Here is a 15,731-nt window from a genome sequence, read left to right on the forward strand (position 1 = left end):
CCCTTAGATTACCGGGGCTGGACGGTAGGGGAGGTACTTGGGCTCCCAGAAACGGCTCCGCACGAACTCCATAAGCCCCTTGAAGGAAAGCCCCTTCACCCGCTCCTCCTCGGCCACGCCCTCCTCGAGGGCCTTCTGCATCACCCGGGCCGCCACATAAGGGGATACCTCCCGCAGCCGGGCCACCGGGGGGTAAAGGAGCTCGGGGAAATGGCTTCGCGTGTAGTCGTAAAGGGCGTAGGCTGCCTCCAACACCATCCCGTCCGTCACCTCGCGGGCCCGGGCCAAAACCGCCCCCAGGCCGAGGCCGGGAAAGATGAAGGCGTTGTTCCCCTGGCCGATGGGAATGGTCCTCCCCATGTAGCCCACGGGGGGGAAGGGGCTACCCGCCGCCACCAGGGCCCTTCCCTCCGTCCAGTAGATGAGGTCGTCGGGGAAGGCCTCGGAGGCGGAGGTGGGGTTGGAAAGGGGAAAGATCACGGGGCGGGGAGTGTTTTCCAGCATGGCCCGCACTACCGGCTCGGTGAAACTCCCCCCCTGGCCGGAAAGGCCCAGGAGCACGGTGGCCCGGGCGTGGCGGATGGTCTCCAGGAGGTTGGGGTAAGGGCCAGCGAACTCCCACCCCGCAATCCGCTCAGGCCTTTGCGCGTAGGGCTCCTTGTACGCCTCCATGCCTCGGCCTTCCACCAGGAGGCCCCTGGAATCCAGCACCAGAACCCGGGCCCGGGCCTCCTCTGGGGAAAGGCCCTCCCGCCTCATGCCCTCCCGCAGGGCCCAAGCCACCCCGATGCCCCCGGCGCCCGCGCCATAGACCACCACCACCTGCTGGGAAAGCTTTTCCCCCTTAAGGCGGCAGGCAGCCAGCACCCCCGCCAGGGCTACCGCCCCGGTGCCCTGGATGTCGTCGTTGAAGGAGGGGATCACCTTGCGGTAACGCTCCAACACGGTGAAGGCGGCCTCCTTGGCAAAGTCCTCCCACTGGATCAGGGCCTTGGGGTAGCGCTTGCGCACCGCCTCCACGAAGCGGTCCAGGAAGCGGTAGTACTCCTCCCCCCTCAGGCGCTTGTGCCGCACCCCCAGGTAAAGGGGATCCGTGAGGAGGTCCTCCCGGTCCGTGCCCACGTCCAGCTCCACGGGAAGGGTTTTGTCGGGGCCCACACCCCCCGCAGCCGTGTAAAGGGTGAGCTTCCCGATGGAGATGGCCATGCCCCCATACCCCTGGTCCCCGATCCCCAGGATGGCGGAGGAATCCGTGGCCACGATGAGGCGCACCTCCTCCAGGGGCACGTTGGCCAGGGCCTCCTCGATGCGGTGGATGTTTTTGGTGCTGGCGGTGAAGCCCCGGGGGTAGCGGTAGATGTGGGAGAACTCCCGCACCGCCTCCCCCACCGTGGGGGTGTAGAGGATGGGGAGCATCTCCTCCAGGTGGTCCACCAAGAGGGCGTAAAAGAGCACCTCGTTGCGGTCCTGGAGGTGGCGGAGATAGATGTGCTTCTCCAGGGGGCTTTGGATGAGGCGGTAGCGGCGGTAGACGCGTTCCTTTTGCTCCTCCAGGGTGTTCACATGGGGGGGGAGGAGGCCCTCGAGGCCCAGGGCTCTTCGCTCCTCCTCGGTGAAGGCCGTGCCCTTGTTGAGGAGGGGAAGCCTCAGCAAAAGAAAACCGGAAACATAGGGCTCCAGGTAACGCTCGCCCCGCTCGTCCCGCTTGACATCGTAATAGCGGCTGACCGGCATAGCCCTATTCTTCCACGGCCAAGGCGGTAGGACCAGGGAAATCCCTCCCGCCCCTACCCCTTCCACACCACCTCGAGGGGAAGCCCAAAGGCCTCCTGGAACAGCTCCCCTTGCTTCTCCGCCTCCAGGCGCTCCACCCAGGGGTCCGCCTCCGCCTCCAAGGCCAAGCGCACCCTCCCCCCCAGCTCCACCCTGACCCCCTTCACCCGCCCAGAACGGGTGCGTTCCAGCATCTCCGCCAGGCGGAGCAGGGCGGCCAGGCGTAAAAGCCTCTTACCGTCCCCCCGGGCCATGAGGCCCCGGAACCCCCCCAAGGAGGGCTTCCCCCGGCGGTGGTAGCGCACCAGGAGGGCCAAAAGGGCCTGCTCCCGATGGGGCGTGGCCAAGAGGGGCTCGGAGAGGACCAGGTAGGCCCCGTGCTTGTGGTGTTCGTGGTAACCCAGGTGCATGCCGATGTCGTGAAGGTGGGCGGCCTCCAGGAGAAGGTGCTCCTCCTCCGGGCCGTAGCGGTGGAGGGGGAGAAGCCCCTGGTACAAGGCCAGGGCCAAGGCCTTCACCCGCTCCCGGTGGTCCGGGCGGAAGGGGTAGCGGCGGAAGAGGTTCTCCACGGCAAAGGCCCGGGGGTCGGGGAGGAGGTGGGGCGGGGGCCAGAGGTGCTGGAAGAGGGCCCCCTCCCGGATCCCCATGCCGCTCAGCCACAGGCCCGGGGCCCGGGTATGGCGCAGGAGGGTGCGGAGGAAGGCCAGGGTGGCGGGGAGGGTCCTGGCCCGGTCCGGCTGGAGCCCGGGGAGTTCCAAGCGGGCCTTCAGGCTCAAGCCTAGCACGTCCTCGTAAAGCTCCTCCACCCCCTCCCGAGGGAGGTGATAACCGTGCACGAGGTCCAGGGGATAGCCCCGCCTTTTCTGGTGCAACCGGGCCACCGCCCGCACATTCCCCCCCAGGCCCACCAGGGGCAGGCCGGGCTCGAGGGGGAGGGCCTCGAGGTGGGAGGCCACCGCCCGCTCCAGGGCCCTGACCTCCGCCTTGGCAGGCGGATCGGTGGCCAAAAAGCCCTCGCTGAGGCGCAAGGCCCCTAGGGGAAGGGCCCTGCCCCATAGGAAACGGCGCCCCTGCATCCGGGAAACCTGGGCGCTGCCCCCACCCTGGTCCACCACCAGGGCGTCCTCCAGGGGCAGGGCGTTGGCCACCGCCAGCACCCCGAGACGGGCCTCCTCCTCCCCGGAAAGGAGGCTTGGGGAAAGCCCCAGGGCCAGGGCCTCCTCCAGGATCTCCCGGCCGTTTTCGCTGTCCCGGATGGCGCTGGTGGCCAGGATGCGCACCTCCTCCGGGGCCACCGCCCGGAGGAAATCGGCAAAGGCCCTCAGGGCCTTCCTGCCCCGCTCCAGGGCCTGGGGATTGATCCACCCCCGGCTAAGCCCCTCCCCCAGGGCCACGGGCTCCCGCAGCTCGTCCGCCAGGTGGAAGGAGAGGCCGGGCTCGTACTGGTACACCACCAGGCGGAAGGTACCCGAGCCCAGGTCCATGATGGCCAGGGAGCGGGACTTGACCTCCTTCTGACGTTCGTAGGGCGTAATCTTTAGCAAATGCACCTCCTGCCCGAGGCCAGCTGGCTCCAGTTTAACCGCCGGGTCCTCCTGCAGACGGAGAGGCCCGACTTTCCCCTTCTGGAGAGGATGCGCTTTCTCGCCATCTGGAACCGCAACCTGGACGAGTTCTTCGCCGCCCGCATCGCCAAACCCTTTTGGGAAAGGCGGGGAAGCCAGGACCACCGGGCCTTGCTAGAGGAGGCCTATGCCCAGGCCAGGCTGGCCTACCAGCGCTACCAGGCCCTGCTCGAGGAGGCCCGTCCCCATCTCCAGGTCCGGGAGCCCCAGGACCTGGACGAGGAGGACTGGCTCTACTTCCGGGTCTACTTGGCGGAGGTGGTGGCTCCCCGCACGGACCTCATCCCCTGGGAGGCCGCCTCCGACCTCTCCCACGGGGCCCTCTACTTCGCCTCGGAGGCGTATTTGGTGCGCCTGCCCCAGGACCTCCCCCGCCTCCTTTCCGTCCCCGGGCGGGACGGAACCTACGTGCGCCTGGGAGCCCTGATGCGCGCCCGAAGCGACCTCTTCCTGCCCGAGCCCTCCCCCCTCTACGAGCTCAGGGTGCTGCGCCTGCTGGAAAGCGAGCGGGCCCGGGCGGACTGGGACGAGCTGGCCCAGTCCCTGGAAGGGCGCCAGGAGGGGGTGGCCACCTTGCTGGTGGCGGAGGAGGGCTTCCCGGAGGCCTGGCTGGAGCAGCTTCGGCAGACCCTGGAGCTCATCCCGGAAGAGGTCCTCCTCCTGCCCCCGCCCCTGAACCTCACCCTGGTGGAAAGGCTGGTGGCCGAGGGCCCCAAGGAGTGGCGCTTCCATCCCCTCAAACCCGAGCGGCCCCGGGCCTTCCTGAAAAAGCCCCTGGCCCACCTGGAGCGAAAGGACCTCCTCCTTTACCACCCCTTCGCCGACTACGCCGCCGTGGAGCGCTTTGCCCAGGAGGCCCTCTCCCCCGAGGTGAAGGAGGTCTGGGCCACCCTGTACCGCATCGGGGAGGAAAACCCCCTGGCGGAGGCCCTCATCCAGGCGGCGCGGGCGGGGAAGAAGGTGCACGTGCTCCTCGAGGGGCGGGCCCGCTTCGACGAGCTCTTGAACCTCCACTGGTACCTGCGCTTCCTCCGGGCTGGGGTGGAGGTGCTTCCCCTACCCGAGCGCAAGGTGCACGCCAAGGCCCTTCTCCTTCTCACCCACAAGGGAAAGGGGTACGCCCACCTGGGAACCGGCAACTACAACCCGCAAAACGGCCGCCTCTACACCGATTTCTCCCTCTTCACGGGTCGGCAGGAGCTGGTGCGGGAGGTGCACGCCTTCTTCCAGGCCCTGTGGGCCAGCCATCCCGGGGAAGGGTTCCCCCCGCAGGGCCCGGGCCCAAAGGACCTCCCTCTCCAGCCTCCCCTCGCCCTCTCCCTCCTCCGCACCGGGGAGGCCATCCGGAACCTCCTGGTGGAAGAGATCACCAAAGAGGCCCATCCCAAGGGACGGGTCATCCTGAAGTTCAACCACCTCACGGACCCCGCGGTCCTAAAGGCCTTGGTCCAGGCGGCGGAGGCGGGAGCCCGGGTGGACCTCCTGGTGCGGAGCACCCTCACCCTCCTTCACCCCGCCTTCCGGGCCAAAAGCCTGGTGGGCCGCTTCCTGGAGCACGCCCGGGTGGCCGCCTTCCGGGGAGAGGGAGACTGGAGGGTCTACCTCACCAGCGCCGACGCCATGCCCCGGAACTTCCAAAGCCGGTTTGAACTGCTCTTCCCCATCCTGGACAAGGAAGGCAAAAAGCGGGTCCTCCGGGTGCTGAAGCGCCAGATCCGGGACGATCGCAACAGCTTCCTCCTGACCCCAAAGGACGAGGAGGTGCTTTGGGGAGGCCACCATGATGCGCATCGTTGGTAGAGGGTTTGCAGGGGAGGTGTTGGGGACCTTTCTTCTGGTCCTCCTCACCGTGGGAAGCGCCGCCAATGCGGTTCTCGCACCCCGGCTTTCCCCGGGGGCCTACGGCTACGACGCCCTGGCCCTGGGCTCGGGCCTGGCGGTGCTGGTGGGAGTACTGGCCAGCCGCTCCCTTTCCGGGGCCCATCTCAACCCTGCGGTTACCTTGGCCCTGGCTGCAGGACGCCTCTTTCCCTGGCGTCTTGTGCCCTTGTACCTGGCGGCCCAGTTTCTGGGTGGGCTACTGGGGGCCCTAGGAGCCTTTTTCGCCTACCGGGAAGGCCTCCTGGCCCAGGGAATGCCCAACGTGTTCAGCACGGGACCGGGTTTCCTCCGCACGGAACCCCAGGCCCTCTACACCTTTAGCGGCCCGGCGGTGGCGGAAACCCTGGGTACCTTCGCCCTCATGAGCGTGATCCTGGCGGCAGGAAAGGACGGGCGCATCGTGGCCCTTTGGCTGGCCCTCACCGTGGCAGCGGTGGGGTACGGTTTGGGAGGACCCGGGGGCTTCGCCTTAAATCCTGCCCGGGACCTTGCCCCCAGGTTTTTGGCCTGGATCCTTGGGGTGGAGGGTGCGGCCAACTCCTACCTCCTGGTCCCCGCCCTTTTCCCCATCCTGGGAGCCCTGGGAGCGGTGGCAGCGTACCGGGCCCTGGACAGGTAGAACTCCACCTGGAGTGCCCCCACGAGGCTCTTTGCGGTGTAATCGGCACTTCTTGAGGGGAAAACCGCGTTTGGCATCCCGCTAAGGATGTTGCTGGCGTTGAGGGCCTCGCTGCCCCCCCTTAAGCCCCCAAAGCATCTTCCCCCCTCGCTACCGAGGGGGGAAGTTTTGTGTTTCCATCGTGGTGGGCGGCGTAGGACTTGAACCTACGACCTCTCGCGTGTGAGGCGAGCGCTCTTCCGCTGAGCTAGCCGCCCCCAGGCCTTTTGCAGGGTAGCATGGGCCAAGGAGAGCTGTCAAGCAAAGGCCCTGACCTTCCTCTGACAGGGCCCGGGCTAGACTAAAGGCGTGGCCACGGTCCTTGTGGTGGAGGACGAGCCCGCGGTGCGGTTAGGGGTGAGGCTGGCCCTGGAGAAAGCCGGGCACAGGGTGCTGGAAGCCGCCACCGCCCAGGAAGCCTGGCCAAGGTTGCAGGAGGCCGAAGCCGTGGTCCTGGACTGGATGCTCCCCGACGAACCAGGAACCAGGCTTTTGGAAAGGATGCGCCAAGGACCTTACCCTGACCTTCCTGTCCTCATGCTCACCGCCAGGGCCGAGGTGCGGGACCGGGTGGAGGGGCTTTCCCGCGGGGCCGACGACTACCTGGTCAAACCCTTCGCCACCGAGGAGCTTTTGGCCCGCCTCGAGGCCCTCCTGCGGCGCTCGGGCAAGCGGAAGGTGCTCCGGCACGGGCCCCTTCTCCTGGACCTGGAGCGCAAGGAGGCCAGCCTGGACGGAAACCCCCTGCCCCTAACCCGGCGGGAGTTTGAGCTCCTGGCCTTCCTGGCCCAGCGCCCGGGCCGGGTCTACTCCCGGGAGGAGCTCTTGGAAGCGGTATGGGGCCATGACTACCTGGGCACCCCGAGAACGGTGGACCAGCACGTGCTCCAGCTCCGGGAAAAGCTGGGAGAGGATCCCAAGGCCCCCCGCTTTCTGGAAACCGTGCGGGGCATGGGGTACCGCTTCAGGATGGCCCCGGAGGAGGCAAAGCCCAAGGAGGAAGGGTGAGGGAACTTCTGGCCGAGGCCTGGGAGGAAGCCCTGGAGGGTCTGGTCCTACACCGGGAAAGACACGTCCTCTACCTGAACCCCAAGGCGGAGGAGCTTTTGCAGGTGAGCCGGGAAAAGGTGGTGGGCCGGCCCCTCCTCCTGGCCCTCCGCGACCACCGCCTCGAGGCCCTGGCCCTCCATGGGGGGGAGCGCACCCTGGAGGTGCGAAGCCGCACCCTGAGGGTCAGGGCCCTTCCCGGCAGGCTCTACCTCCTGGACGAAACCGAGCTAAACCGGCGCCTGGAGGCCCTGGAGGAAGCCACCCAGGCCCTGGCCCACGAGCTCCGCACCCCCCTGGCGGGGATGGGACCCCTCCTCGAGGCCCTCACCCCCAGGACCTCCCAGGAAAAGGAGGTGCTGGACCTCCTCAAGGGGGAGGTGGCCCGCCTCTCCCGGTTGGTACGGGACCTCTCCCTCACGCAACCCGGGCCCAAGCGCACCTTCCCCCTGGAAGACCTCTGGACCCGCTTGGAAAAGCTCCTCAGGGAAAAGCTCCATGGCAGGCGGGTGGAGGTCCACCTACCCCACACCGCCCACACCGATCCCGAGGCCCTCTTCCAGATTCTCCTGAACCTCCTGGACAATGCCCTCAAGTATGGGCAAGACCCCATCCGCCTCCTCTCGCGGGAGGAGGGAGGGCGGCTTTTCGTGGAGGTGCGGGACCATGGGCCGGAACTTCCGGATTACGAACCCCTCTTCCTCCCCCGCCACCGGGGGTTCCAGGGAGGAGCCGGACAGGGCCTGGGCCTTTACCTGGTGCGCCGGATCGCCCAGGGCCTGGGCGGAGAGGCTTACGCCCGAAGGGAGGGGGCAGAGAACGTTTTTGGTGTGGCCCTTCCCCTAAACTGAGGCAAGGAGGTAGCATGCGCGAGGTACTGGACAAAGCCCTAAACGAACTGGTGGAGGAAACCTTAAGGATGCTCTCCCTGGTCCGGGAGATGACCCAAAAGGCCACGGAGGCCCTGGTGGAAGGCAACCAGGCCAAGGCGGAAGAGGTGATCGCCAAGGACCAGGAAGTGGACGCCCTGGAGCTTAAGATAGAAAACCAGGCGGTCACCATCATCGCCCGGCACCAGCCCGTGGCCTCGGACCTCCGGCTCATCTTCACGGTCATCAAGGCCCTCACCGACCTGGAACGGGCCGGGGACTACGCCATGCACGTGGCCGAGGGCGCCTTCCTTCTGGCGCAAGAACCTCCCCTTAAGCGCTACGTCACCCTCCCCGAGATGGGCAAGAGGCTCCTGGAGATGATGGACACCCTAGGCAAGGCGGTGGCCGAGCGGGACCCAGGGCTTGCCCGCAAGGTGGTGGAGATGGACGACCAGGTGGACGGCCTCTACGAGGAGGTGACCCGGGAGCTCATCACCTACATGCTGGAGGACCCCCGCACCATCACCAAGGCCCTCACCCTCATGCGGGTGGCCCGCAGCTACGAGCGCCTGGGGGACCACCTGGAGAACGTGGGGGAAAGGGTGATCTACTGGCTTACCGGCGAGGTCTACAAGAACCCTGAGGACGTCTACTAGGGGGGCGAGGGCGCAGGGGAAGCCCATTCCCCCCTTCCTCCTGCCTGCCCACCACCGCAGGCTACCCCATCCTGGGCCTCGCCCATCCAACAGCCCATGAGAAGGCCTTCCCGCCCGGTGAGGGGGAGGGAGTTGGGAAACTCCCGCACAAGGCCCAGGGGGTGGAAAAGGACTAGTCCGCCTCCACCTCCTCCACCGCCTGGCGGCGGCCTGCCTTCCACTCCAGCCCCGCCCAGATGAGGTCCATGAGGTCCCCGTCCAGGACGTTCTGAGGGTCAAAGCGCATGAGGCCCGTGCGGTGGTCCTTCACGTACTGCTTGTCCAGGACGTAGCTACGGATCTGGCTCCCCCACTCGATGGGCCGCACCTCCCCCCGGAGCTTCCTGAGTTCCTCCTGCTTCCTCTTCCACTCCAGCTCGTAAAGCCGGGAGCGGAGGACCTTCATGGCCAGCTCCTTGTTCTTGATCTGGCTCCGGGTGGCCTGGCTGGTCACGGTGATCCCCGTGGGCAGGTGGACGATGCGCACCGCGCTATCCGTGGTGTTCACCCCCTGGCCCCCGTGCCCTTGGGAGCGGAACACGTCGATACGCAGGTCCTCGGGCCGGATGACCACCTCCACGGTGTCGTCCACCTCGGGCATCACCTCCACCCCGGCAAAGGAGGTATGCCGGCGCCCCGAGGCGTCAAAGGGGGAGGGACGCACCAGGCGGTGAACCCCCGCCTCGGGGGCAAGGAGGCCATAGGCGTTCTCCCCCCGGACGATGACCTGGGCGTAGTCGATGCCCGCCTCCGCCCCGGGGGTCACGTCCACCACCTCCACCTGGAAGCCCTGGCGCTCGGCGAAGCGGGTGTACATCCTAAGGAGCATCTCCGCCCAGTCGCAGGCCTCCGTGCCCCCAGCCCCAGGCTGGATGGTGAGGATGGCGTTCTTTTCCGCGTGGGGGAAGGAAAGAAGGGTTTCGTGGTAAAGATCCTCCAGCTTCCTGGCAGCCTCCTCCAGCTCGGGCCTCAAGGCCTCCCGCTCCTCCGCGGGAAACTCCTGCCAAAGCTCCAGAAGGCCCTCGAGGTCGCTCTCCAGGGACCGGAAGGTATCCACCGTGCGCCGCAAACGGGCAGCCTCCCGGCTCACCCCCTTGGCCTCCTCCGGGTTCTGCCAGAGGGCCGGGTCTTCCAGACGCTTTTCCAACTCCCTTAAACGGGCTTCCTTACCGGGGATGTCAAAGATACCCCCGGAGGTTTTCCAGGCGCGTGGCGAGAAGATCCAGGTCCATACCTTCCCCAGTATAGGGGATATAGCGGGGAATAACAAGGACCCTTCACATAACCACGCGCATATTTTATGCTATCTAAAAGGAGGTGGGTTATGGATTTGAGGCGGCTGGTGCAGGAACTCCGTACCCGCTTCCCCCAGGGCTTGGACGGGGAACGGGAGGGCTTGGTGCGCGTCCTGGAGGAAAAAGGCGCCTCTCCCAGCGAGGCCAAGAGGCTGGCCGAGGCCCTGGAGGCCCAAGGCTACGCCCACTACCTTCCCGGGGAAAAAGGCCGGTGGGTCTTCCTCTCCAAGCCCCTGGACCTCACCGCCCTCATGCGAACCCTGGACCAGGAGTACCGGGAGTTTGTGGGGGAAGGGGATGAGGAAGAGGAGGCCTTAGCCTTTCTCACCGCCAAACTGGAAGGGGATCGGGCCGTGGCCCAGGAGGTTCTGGACGCCCTACGCCTGGCAGGCTACGTGGAAAAAGGGTACAGCCTCGAGCTGGAGCGGGACCGCCTCTTCTTTCGCTTCCCTGAAGCCTTGCGCCTTTTTTCCTAAGGCATTCTCCTAGGACCCCCTAGTCCGCCGCCAGGGCCAAGGGCACCTCCGCCAGGTTCACCCTGGCCCCTAAGGCGCCTAGCCGCTCCTCCAGGTGTTCGTAGCCCCGCTCCAGGAAGTACACCCCCTCGATCTCGGAAACCCCTTCCGCCGCCAGGGCGGCCACCACCAGTCCGCCCCCGGCGCGGATATCCAAGGCCTTCACCTGGGCCCCGTGTAGGCGCTTGCCGTTCACCAAAAGGGTGCGGTCCCGCAGGTAGAGCTCGGCCCCCATCCGGGCCAGCTCCCCCACGTGGGTGAAGCGGTCGGGGTAGACCCGGTCGGTGACGGCGCTCTGCCCGGGAACCGTGGCCAGGTAGGCGGTGACGATGGGCTGGAGATCCGTGGGGAAGCCGGGGTACTCCCGGGCCTCCACGAAGAAAGGCTGGGGATCAGGCACGGCCCAAAGCCGCACCCAGTCCCTCCCCACCTCCACCCGGTGCCCGGATTGCTGGAGCTTATCCAAAAGGGCATCCAGGTGGTCGGGGCGCACCTCCGTGAGGGTGATGGACCCCCGGGTGGCCGCCGCCGCCAAGAGGTAGGTGCCGGCCTCGATCCGATCCGGGATGATGCGGTAGGTACCCCCGCCCAGCTGCCTGGCCCCCCGGATGTGGAGGATGGGGCCACCCAGGCCATGGACCTCCACCCCCAGCATCCGCAAGAAATGGCCCAGGTCCTCCACCTCGGGCTCCATGGCCGCCTGCACCAAGGTGGCCTCACCCCCCAGGGCCACCGCCAGCATGGCCTGCTCGGTCCCGCCCACCGTGGGCAGGTCGAAGACCACCCGCCCCGAAAGGGGGCGGGTCCTTCGGGCGTAGAAGGTGTTTTCCTCCTCCACCACCTCAGCCCCCAGGGCCCGCAAGGCCTTCACGTGCTGGTCCACGGGCCTGGCCCCAAAGGCGCACCCCCCGGGCAAGGAGATCCGCCCCTCCCCCACCCGGGCAAGCAGGGCTCCCCAGACGATGAAGCTGGCCCGCATCTGCCCCACCAGCTCATAGGGGGCATGGGTGTTTTGGATCTCGGGGGTGTGGAGGTGCAAGGTGCGTCCCTCCCACTGGTAGTGGGTGCCCAGGTGGGAAAGAAGCTCCAGCATCACCTCCACGTCCCTGAGCCTAGGCACCTCCAAAAGGGTGATGGGCTCGGGGGTGAGAAGGCTGGCCGCCAGGATGGGCAAGGCGGCGTTCTTGGCCGGATAAACTCGCAACTCGCCGGAAAGGGGCTGGCCTCCCTCAATCCGCAAGATCCTGCTGCCCCGCCGCGAGTCCTTGAGCATCATACACACCTTACTCAAGGTGAGGATAAAAGGGCTGGTCCACATTGTCAAGGGCATGCACCCTTTGCTACACTCTTCCAAGGGAAGGTATGCCCAAGAAGGAAAAGAAGCGGCTTCAGGTGGTCATCTCCGAGGAGCAGGACGCCCTCCTCACCCGGGCGGCCTACGCCCTTTCCAGCCCGGAAAGGCTGGTTTCCAAGTCGGAGGTGGTGCGCCTGGCCATCGCCAAGATCGTGCGGGAGCTGGAGGGCAACAAGGAGGAGCTGGCCGAGCTCCTAAAGCAACTGGAGCCCGAGGAATAAAATGACGGGCATGGTCCTGGGCGGGCGGTACCGCCTCGAGGCCTCCTTGGGTTCTGGGGGCATGGCCGAGGTGTGGCGGGCAGTGGACGAGCGCCTGGGCCGTAAGGTGGCGGTGAAGCTCCTCCATCCCCGGGCCCTTCCCCCCGAGAGGGAGCGTTTTCTCCTGGAGGTGCGGGCCCTCTCCCGCCTTTTCCACCCGGGCATCGTCCAGGTGCTGGACCTGGGGGAGGTGGAAGGGCGTCCCTACTTCGTGATGGAGCTGGTGGAGGGGGGTACCTTTGACCGCCTCGGCCCCTTTGAGGAGGGCCCCGAGGGGGAAAGGATCCTAAAGGCCGCCATCCAGGTGATGGAGGCCCTGGCCCACCTCCACGCCCAGGGCATCCTCCACCGGGACCTTACCCCCAAAAACATCCTCCTCACCAAGGAGGGGCATCCCAAGGTGATGGACTTTGGCCTGGCCTACCTCCTGCAGGAAAGCCGTCACCTTACCCGCACCGGGTACACCCTGGGCACCCCCACCTACATGGCCCCGGAACAGGCCAAGGGCCTTCCCCTTACCCCCAGGGCGGACCTCTACAGCCTGGGGGCGGTCCTCTACCGCACCCTCACCGGCAAACCCCCCTTCGAGGGGGAAAACGATCAGGCGATCCTCTTCCAGCACGTCTACGAGCCCCCCAAACCTCCCCAGACCTTGAACCCCAGCATCCCTCCTGGGGTAGCGGAGGCGGTGCTTTCCCTTTTGGCCAAGCACCCGGAGGAAAGGCCCTCCCACCCCAGCCTCTTCCAAAGCCCCCTGCAGGAGTTCCAGGCCCTCCGCCTCGCCACCCCCCGGGCCGGGTCCAGCCGCTCAGGCCACTACCCCCTGGCCCCCGACCCCCGCAGGCTTTCCCTGAAGGGGAAGGTGGAGTTGGGAGGGGAGGCCGCCTGGCCCGGAGAGATGGTCTACGCCCACGGCCGGGTCTACCTGGGGGCAGGACGGGGCCTGGCGGAGGTGGACCTCCTTTCGGGAACGGTGCGCCGGGAAAACCTCCCCGAGGAGGTCACCGCTCCCCCGGTGGTCCGGGGCGGGGTGTACGTGGCCGCCTGGGACGGCCGGGTGCGCCGTTTCAAGGGCCAGGCCCTGGAGTGGAGCGCGGACACGGGGGCGGAGGTCACCGCCGCCCCCCTGGTCCTGGGGGAGCGGGTCTTCGTGGCCAGCCGGGACGGAAGCCTATATGCCTTTGAGCGGGACCGCCTCCTCTACCGCTTCCGGGCGGGGGGCCACCTCTCCTCCAGCCCCACCTTCCACCGGGGCCTCCTTTTCCTGGCCTCGGAGGACGGGTTTCTCTATGCCCTGGATCCGGACACGGGCACCTTGCGCTACAAGGTGAAAACCGGCCCCGTGCACGCCCCCGTGGCCGCCTGCCGCGGGGTGCTCTTCATCCCCACCTGGGAGGGAGAGGTCTACGCCTTTGACCCCTTAACCCGGGAAACCCTTTGGAACACCGCGGTGGAGGGTGAGATCTGGGGCGGGCTGGCCTTGGACGAGGAACGGGTCTACGTGGCCGCCTGGGACGGGGTCTTAAGGGCCCTGGATCAGGCCACGGGGGAGGAGGTGTGGAGCCTCGAGGTGGGCAAGGTGACGGCAGGCCTTTCCTTCGCCGCCGGGCATGTGTACGTGGCCACGGAGGAGGGGCGCTTTCTGGCGGTGGACCAAAGGGGCCAGGTGGTCTTTGAGGCCACGGGACTGGGGGCGGTTCAGGTACCGCCCTTGCCCTTGGCCCAGGAGATCCTGGTGGCCAACCTGGCGGGGAAGCTCTTCCGCTTTGGCGTAGGATAGGGGCATGGAGGCGGTGAGCACGGATAAAGCCCCCCAGGCCATCGGCCCCTACTCCCAGGCGGTGCGGGCCGGGGGGATGGTCTTCGTCTCCGGCCAGATCCCCCTGAAACCCGACGGCGCCCTGGTGGAGGGGGATATCCGCGCCCAGACGGAGCAGGTCATGGAAAACCTCAAGGCCATCTTGGAGGCCGCAGGCTTAAGCCTCTCCCGGGTCGTTCAGACCACCTGCTTCCTTTTGGACATGGAGGACTTCCCCCTTTTCAACGAGGTTTACGCCCGCTATTTCTCGCCCCCCTACCCGGCCCGGGCCATGGTGGCGGTGAAGGCCCTGCCCAAGGGGGTTCGGGTGGAGGTGGCCTGCATCGCCCTGGCGGATTAGAGCACGTGGGCAAAAAAGCGTAAAATATCGGCATGGCGGTCCAGGAAAGCCAAGCGGAAGAACTTCTCCACCGCTTTCGCCAAGGGGATGTGCGGGCCCTGGCCCGGGCCCTCACCCTGGTGGAATCGGGGCACCCTGTGGGGCAGGAGCTCCTCAAGCGCCTGCGGGGACAGGCCCGGGCCAAGGTGGTGGGCATCACGGGGAGCCCGGGGGCCGGCAAGAGTACCCTCACCGACCGACTGATCCTGGAGGCCAGGAAGCGGGGGGAGCGGGTGGGGGTCTTGGCGGTGGACCCTTCCAGCCCCTTCACCGGGGGGGCCATCCTGGGGGACCGGATCCGCATGATGCGCCACCACCAGGACCCTGGGGTCTATATCCGCTCCCTGGCCTCGAGGGGAGCCCTGGGGGGCCTGGCCGGAGCCACGGTGGCCGCCTTGGCCCTCCTGGAGGCCTTTGGCTTTGACCGCATCTTCGTGGAAACCGTGGGGGTAGGGCAAAGCGAGGTGGACATCGCCCGGGTGGCGGACACCACCCTTCTCGTCCTCACCCCCGCGGCCGGGGATGCGGTGCAGGCCTTCAAGGCCGGGGTCATGGAGATCGCCGACCTCTTCGCCGTGAACAAGTTTGACCTACCAGGCGGGGAAAGGATCATCCAGGAGCTGAAAAGTGCCCTGGAGCTCTCCCCTCCCCGGCCCGGGGGCTGGCGCCCCCCCATCTACCCCACGGTGGCGGCCACGGGGGAAGGGGTGGAAGCCCTCTTTGAGGGCCTCGAGGCCCATTACGGGCACCTCCTGGCCCACGGGCTCCTGGAGGCCCACCGCCTGGAACGGGCCCGTTTTGAGGTGGAAAGCGTCATCCAGGAGTGGGGCAGGAAGCGGACCCAAGGGGCGGGCGACCTGGTGGCCCGGGTGGCCCGGGGGGAGCTTTCCCCGGAGGAAGCCGCCTGGGCCCTCCTGGACCCCAAAAGCCACCCCTAATCCCCGGGCCTCGAGGAGGTATCCAGCCGGGAAGGACACAGGCGGGCCAGGGCCTTTCTCAGCATCTCCCGCTCGTTGGGGTAAGAAAGGCGCTCCAAGGCTTCGGAGACGGGTAGGAAAAAGGCCGCCTCCACCTCGGAAAGCTGGGGTCTGGGCTCGCCCCCGCGGTAGGCCATGAGGAAGTAGTGCACCTCCTTGCTCACCGTGACCGGTTCCCCGCCGTTGCGCACGGTGAAGTAGTAGCGCACCTTGCCCAAGGGGGAAACCACCGCCGCCTCCACCCCGGTTTCCTCCCGTACCTCCCGCACCGCCGTCTCTGGGTAGCGCTCCCCGGCCTCCACCTGCCCCTTGGGAAGGGTAACCACCCGTCCTCCCTTCAGGGAAACCACCAACACCTCGGGAGCCCTTCCCCGAAGGACCACACCCCCGGCGGACACCACCCGCCTCCTGGCCACCCAGACCTGACGCTTCCTGCGCACGCTATTCCGCCTCCCGGCAACAAAAAAGGGCGCCCGAAGGCGCCCCCAAAGGACCTCAAAAAGGGGAGGGCAGAGGCCTAAGTACTCCTTAGAAAGGAGGTGATCCAGCCGCACCTTCCGGTACAGCTACCTTGTTACGAC

The 15,731-nt window shown here is 67.2% G+C and carries 15 protein-coding genes and 1 tRNA gene; 10 read left to right on the forward strand and 6 right to left on the reverse strand.

The annotated features are described in order from the left end of the window. Window positions 1-3: 3 nt before the first annotated feature. Entirely contained in the window at window positions 4-1,734 is a 1,731-nt protein-coding gene (locus tag L0C59_RS03060) for an NAD-dependent malic enzyme (RefSeq protein WP_243089747.1), read from the reverse strand. A 53-nt stretch (window positions 1,735-1,787) separates the two neighbouring features. Next, window positions 1,788-3,317, reverse strand: coding sequence for a Ppx/GppA family phosphatase (locus tag L0C59_RS03065; protein WP_243089748.1), 1,530 nt, complete (start codon window positions 3,315-3,317; stop codon window positions 1,788-1,790). Between L0C59_RS03065 and L0C59_RS03070 the strand changes: the two genes are divergently transcribed. Further along, window positions 3,318-5,198, forward strand: coding sequence for a phospholipase D-like domain-containing protein (locus tag L0C59_RS03070; protein ID WP_243089749.1), 1,881 nt, complete (start codon window positions 3,318-3,320; stop codon window positions 5,196-5,198). After that, window positions 5,179-5,898: an MIP/aquaporin family protein gene (locus tag L0C59_RS03075; RefSeq protein ID WP_243089750.1), complete on the forward strand. Its 720-nt coding sequence runs from the start codon at window positions 5,179-5,181 to the stop codon at window positions 5,896-5,898. The genes L0C59_RS03070 and L0C59_RS03075 overlap by 20 nt, the downstream gene beginning before the upstream one ends. Before the next feature lie 182 nt (window positions 5,899-6,080). Here L0C59_RS03075 and L0C59_RS03080 read toward each other — a convergent pair. Further along, window positions 6,081-6,155: transfer RNA gene (locus L0C59_RS03080), tRNA-Val, on the reverse strand. Window positions 6,156-6,246: 91 nt separating this feature from the next. On the opposite strand from L0C59_RS03080, the gene L0C59_RS03085 reads away from it, so the two are divergent. Genes L0C59_RS03085 through phoU form a run of 3 tightly spaced genes read left to right on the forward strand, consistent with a single transcriptional unit; the run spans window position 6,247 to window position 8,512 of the window. Beyond that, window positions 6,247-6,945: a response regulator transcription factor gene (locus L0C59_RS03085; RefSeq protein ID WP_243089751.1), complete on the forward strand. Its 699-nt coding sequence runs from the start codon at window positions 6,247-6,249 to the stop codon at window positions 6,943-6,945. Then, window positions 6,942-7,835 carry a sensor histidine kinase gene (locus tag L0C59_RS03090; protein WP_243089752.1) on the forward strand — a complete coding sequence of 298 codons (894 nt, stop codon included), beginning with the start codon at window positions 6,942-6,944 and terminating at the stop codon, window positions 7,833-7,835. The genes L0C59_RS03085 and L0C59_RS03090 overlap by 4 nt, the downstream gene beginning before the upstream one ends. A 14-nt stretch (window positions 7,836-7,849) precedes the next feature. Then, window positions 7,850-8,512 (forward strand): phosphate signaling complex protein PhoU, encoded by a 663-nt coding sequence (gene phoU, locus L0C59_RS03095; protein ID WP_243089753.1) that lies wholly within the window; start codon window positions 7,850-7,852, stop codon window positions 8,510-8,512. A 172-nt stretch (window positions 8,513-8,684) separates the two neighbouring features. On the opposite strand, the gene prfB is transcribed toward phoU, so the two are convergent. After that, window positions 8,685-9,783, reverse strand: a protein-coding gene (gene prfB / locus L0C59_RS03100) for a peptide chain release factor 2 (protein WP_243089754.1) whose coding sequence is annotated in 2 segments (ribosomal slippage) — window positions 8,685-9,731 and window positions 9,733-9,783 — 1,098 coding nt in all. Because the reading frame shifts where the segments join, the coding sequence is not laid out codon by codon here. Window positions 9,784-9,875: 92 nt separating this feature from the next. Here prfB and L0C59_RS03105 point away from each other — a divergent pair. After that, window positions 9,876-10,322 carry a hypothetical protein gene (locus L0C59_RS03105; protein ID WP_243089755.1) on the forward strand — a complete coding sequence of 149 codons (447 nt, stop codon included), beginning with the start codon at window positions 9,876-9,878 and terminating at the stop codon, window positions 10,320-10,322. Between the two features lie 19 nt (window positions 10,323-10,341). Here the strand turns inward: L0C59_RS03105 and murA are convergent, their stop codons facing one another. After that, entirely contained in the window at window positions 10,342-11,637 is a 1,296-nt protein-coding gene (gene murA / locus L0C59_RS03110) for a UDP-N-acetylglucosamine 1-carboxyvinyltransferase (RefSeq protein WP_243089756.1), read from the reverse strand. Between the two features lie 86 nt (window positions 11,638-11,723). On the opposite strand from murA, the gene L0C59_RS03115 reads away from it, so the two are divergent. From L0C59_RS03115 to meaB, 4 genes are read left to right on the forward strand one after another with little or no spacing between them, the layout of a single operon-like run. Continuing rightward, the gene (locus L0C59_RS03115) at window positions 11,724-11,936 is read left to right on the forward strand and encodes a transcriptional regulator (protein WP_243089757.1); all 213 of its coding nucleotides are present in this window, start codon (window positions 11,724-11,726) and stop codon (window positions 11,934-11,936) included. Between the two features lies 1 nt (window position 11,937). After that, entirely contained in the window at window positions 11,938-13,755 is a 1,818-nt protein-coding gene (locus tag L0C59_RS03120; RefSeq protein ID WP_243089758.1) for a protein kinase domain-containing protein, read from the forward strand. Window positions 13,756-13,759: 4 nt separating this feature from the next. After that, window positions 13,760-14,134 (forward strand): RidA family protein, encoded by a 375-nt coding sequence (locus L0C59_RS03125; RefSeq protein ID WP_243089759.1) that lies wholly within the window; start codon window positions 13,760-13,762, stop codon window positions 14,132-14,134. Window positions 14,135-14,166: 32 nt separating this feature from the next. Further along, window positions 14,167-15,111, forward strand: a complete 945-nt coding sequence (gene meaB, locus L0C59_RS03130) for a methylmalonyl Co-A mutase-associated GTPase MeaB (RefSeq protein WP_243089760.1) — start codon at window positions 14,167-14,169, stop codon at window positions 15,109-15,111. Here the strand turns inward: meaB and L0C59_RS03135 are convergent. Then, complete coding sequence (locus tag L0C59_RS03135) at window positions 15,108-15,590, reverse strand: NUDIX hydrolase (RefSeq protein ID WP_243089761.1); 483 nt, start codon at window positions 15,588-15,590, stop codon at window positions 15,108-15,110. The genes meaB and L0C59_RS03135 overlap by 4 nt on opposite strands. Window positions 15,591-15,731: the final 141 nt, after the last annotated feature.

The organism is Thermus neutrinimicus (genome assembly GCF_022760955.1).
Classification (GTDB): Bacteria; Deinococcota; Deinococci; order Deinococcales; family Thermaceae; genus Thermus; species Thermus neutrinimicus.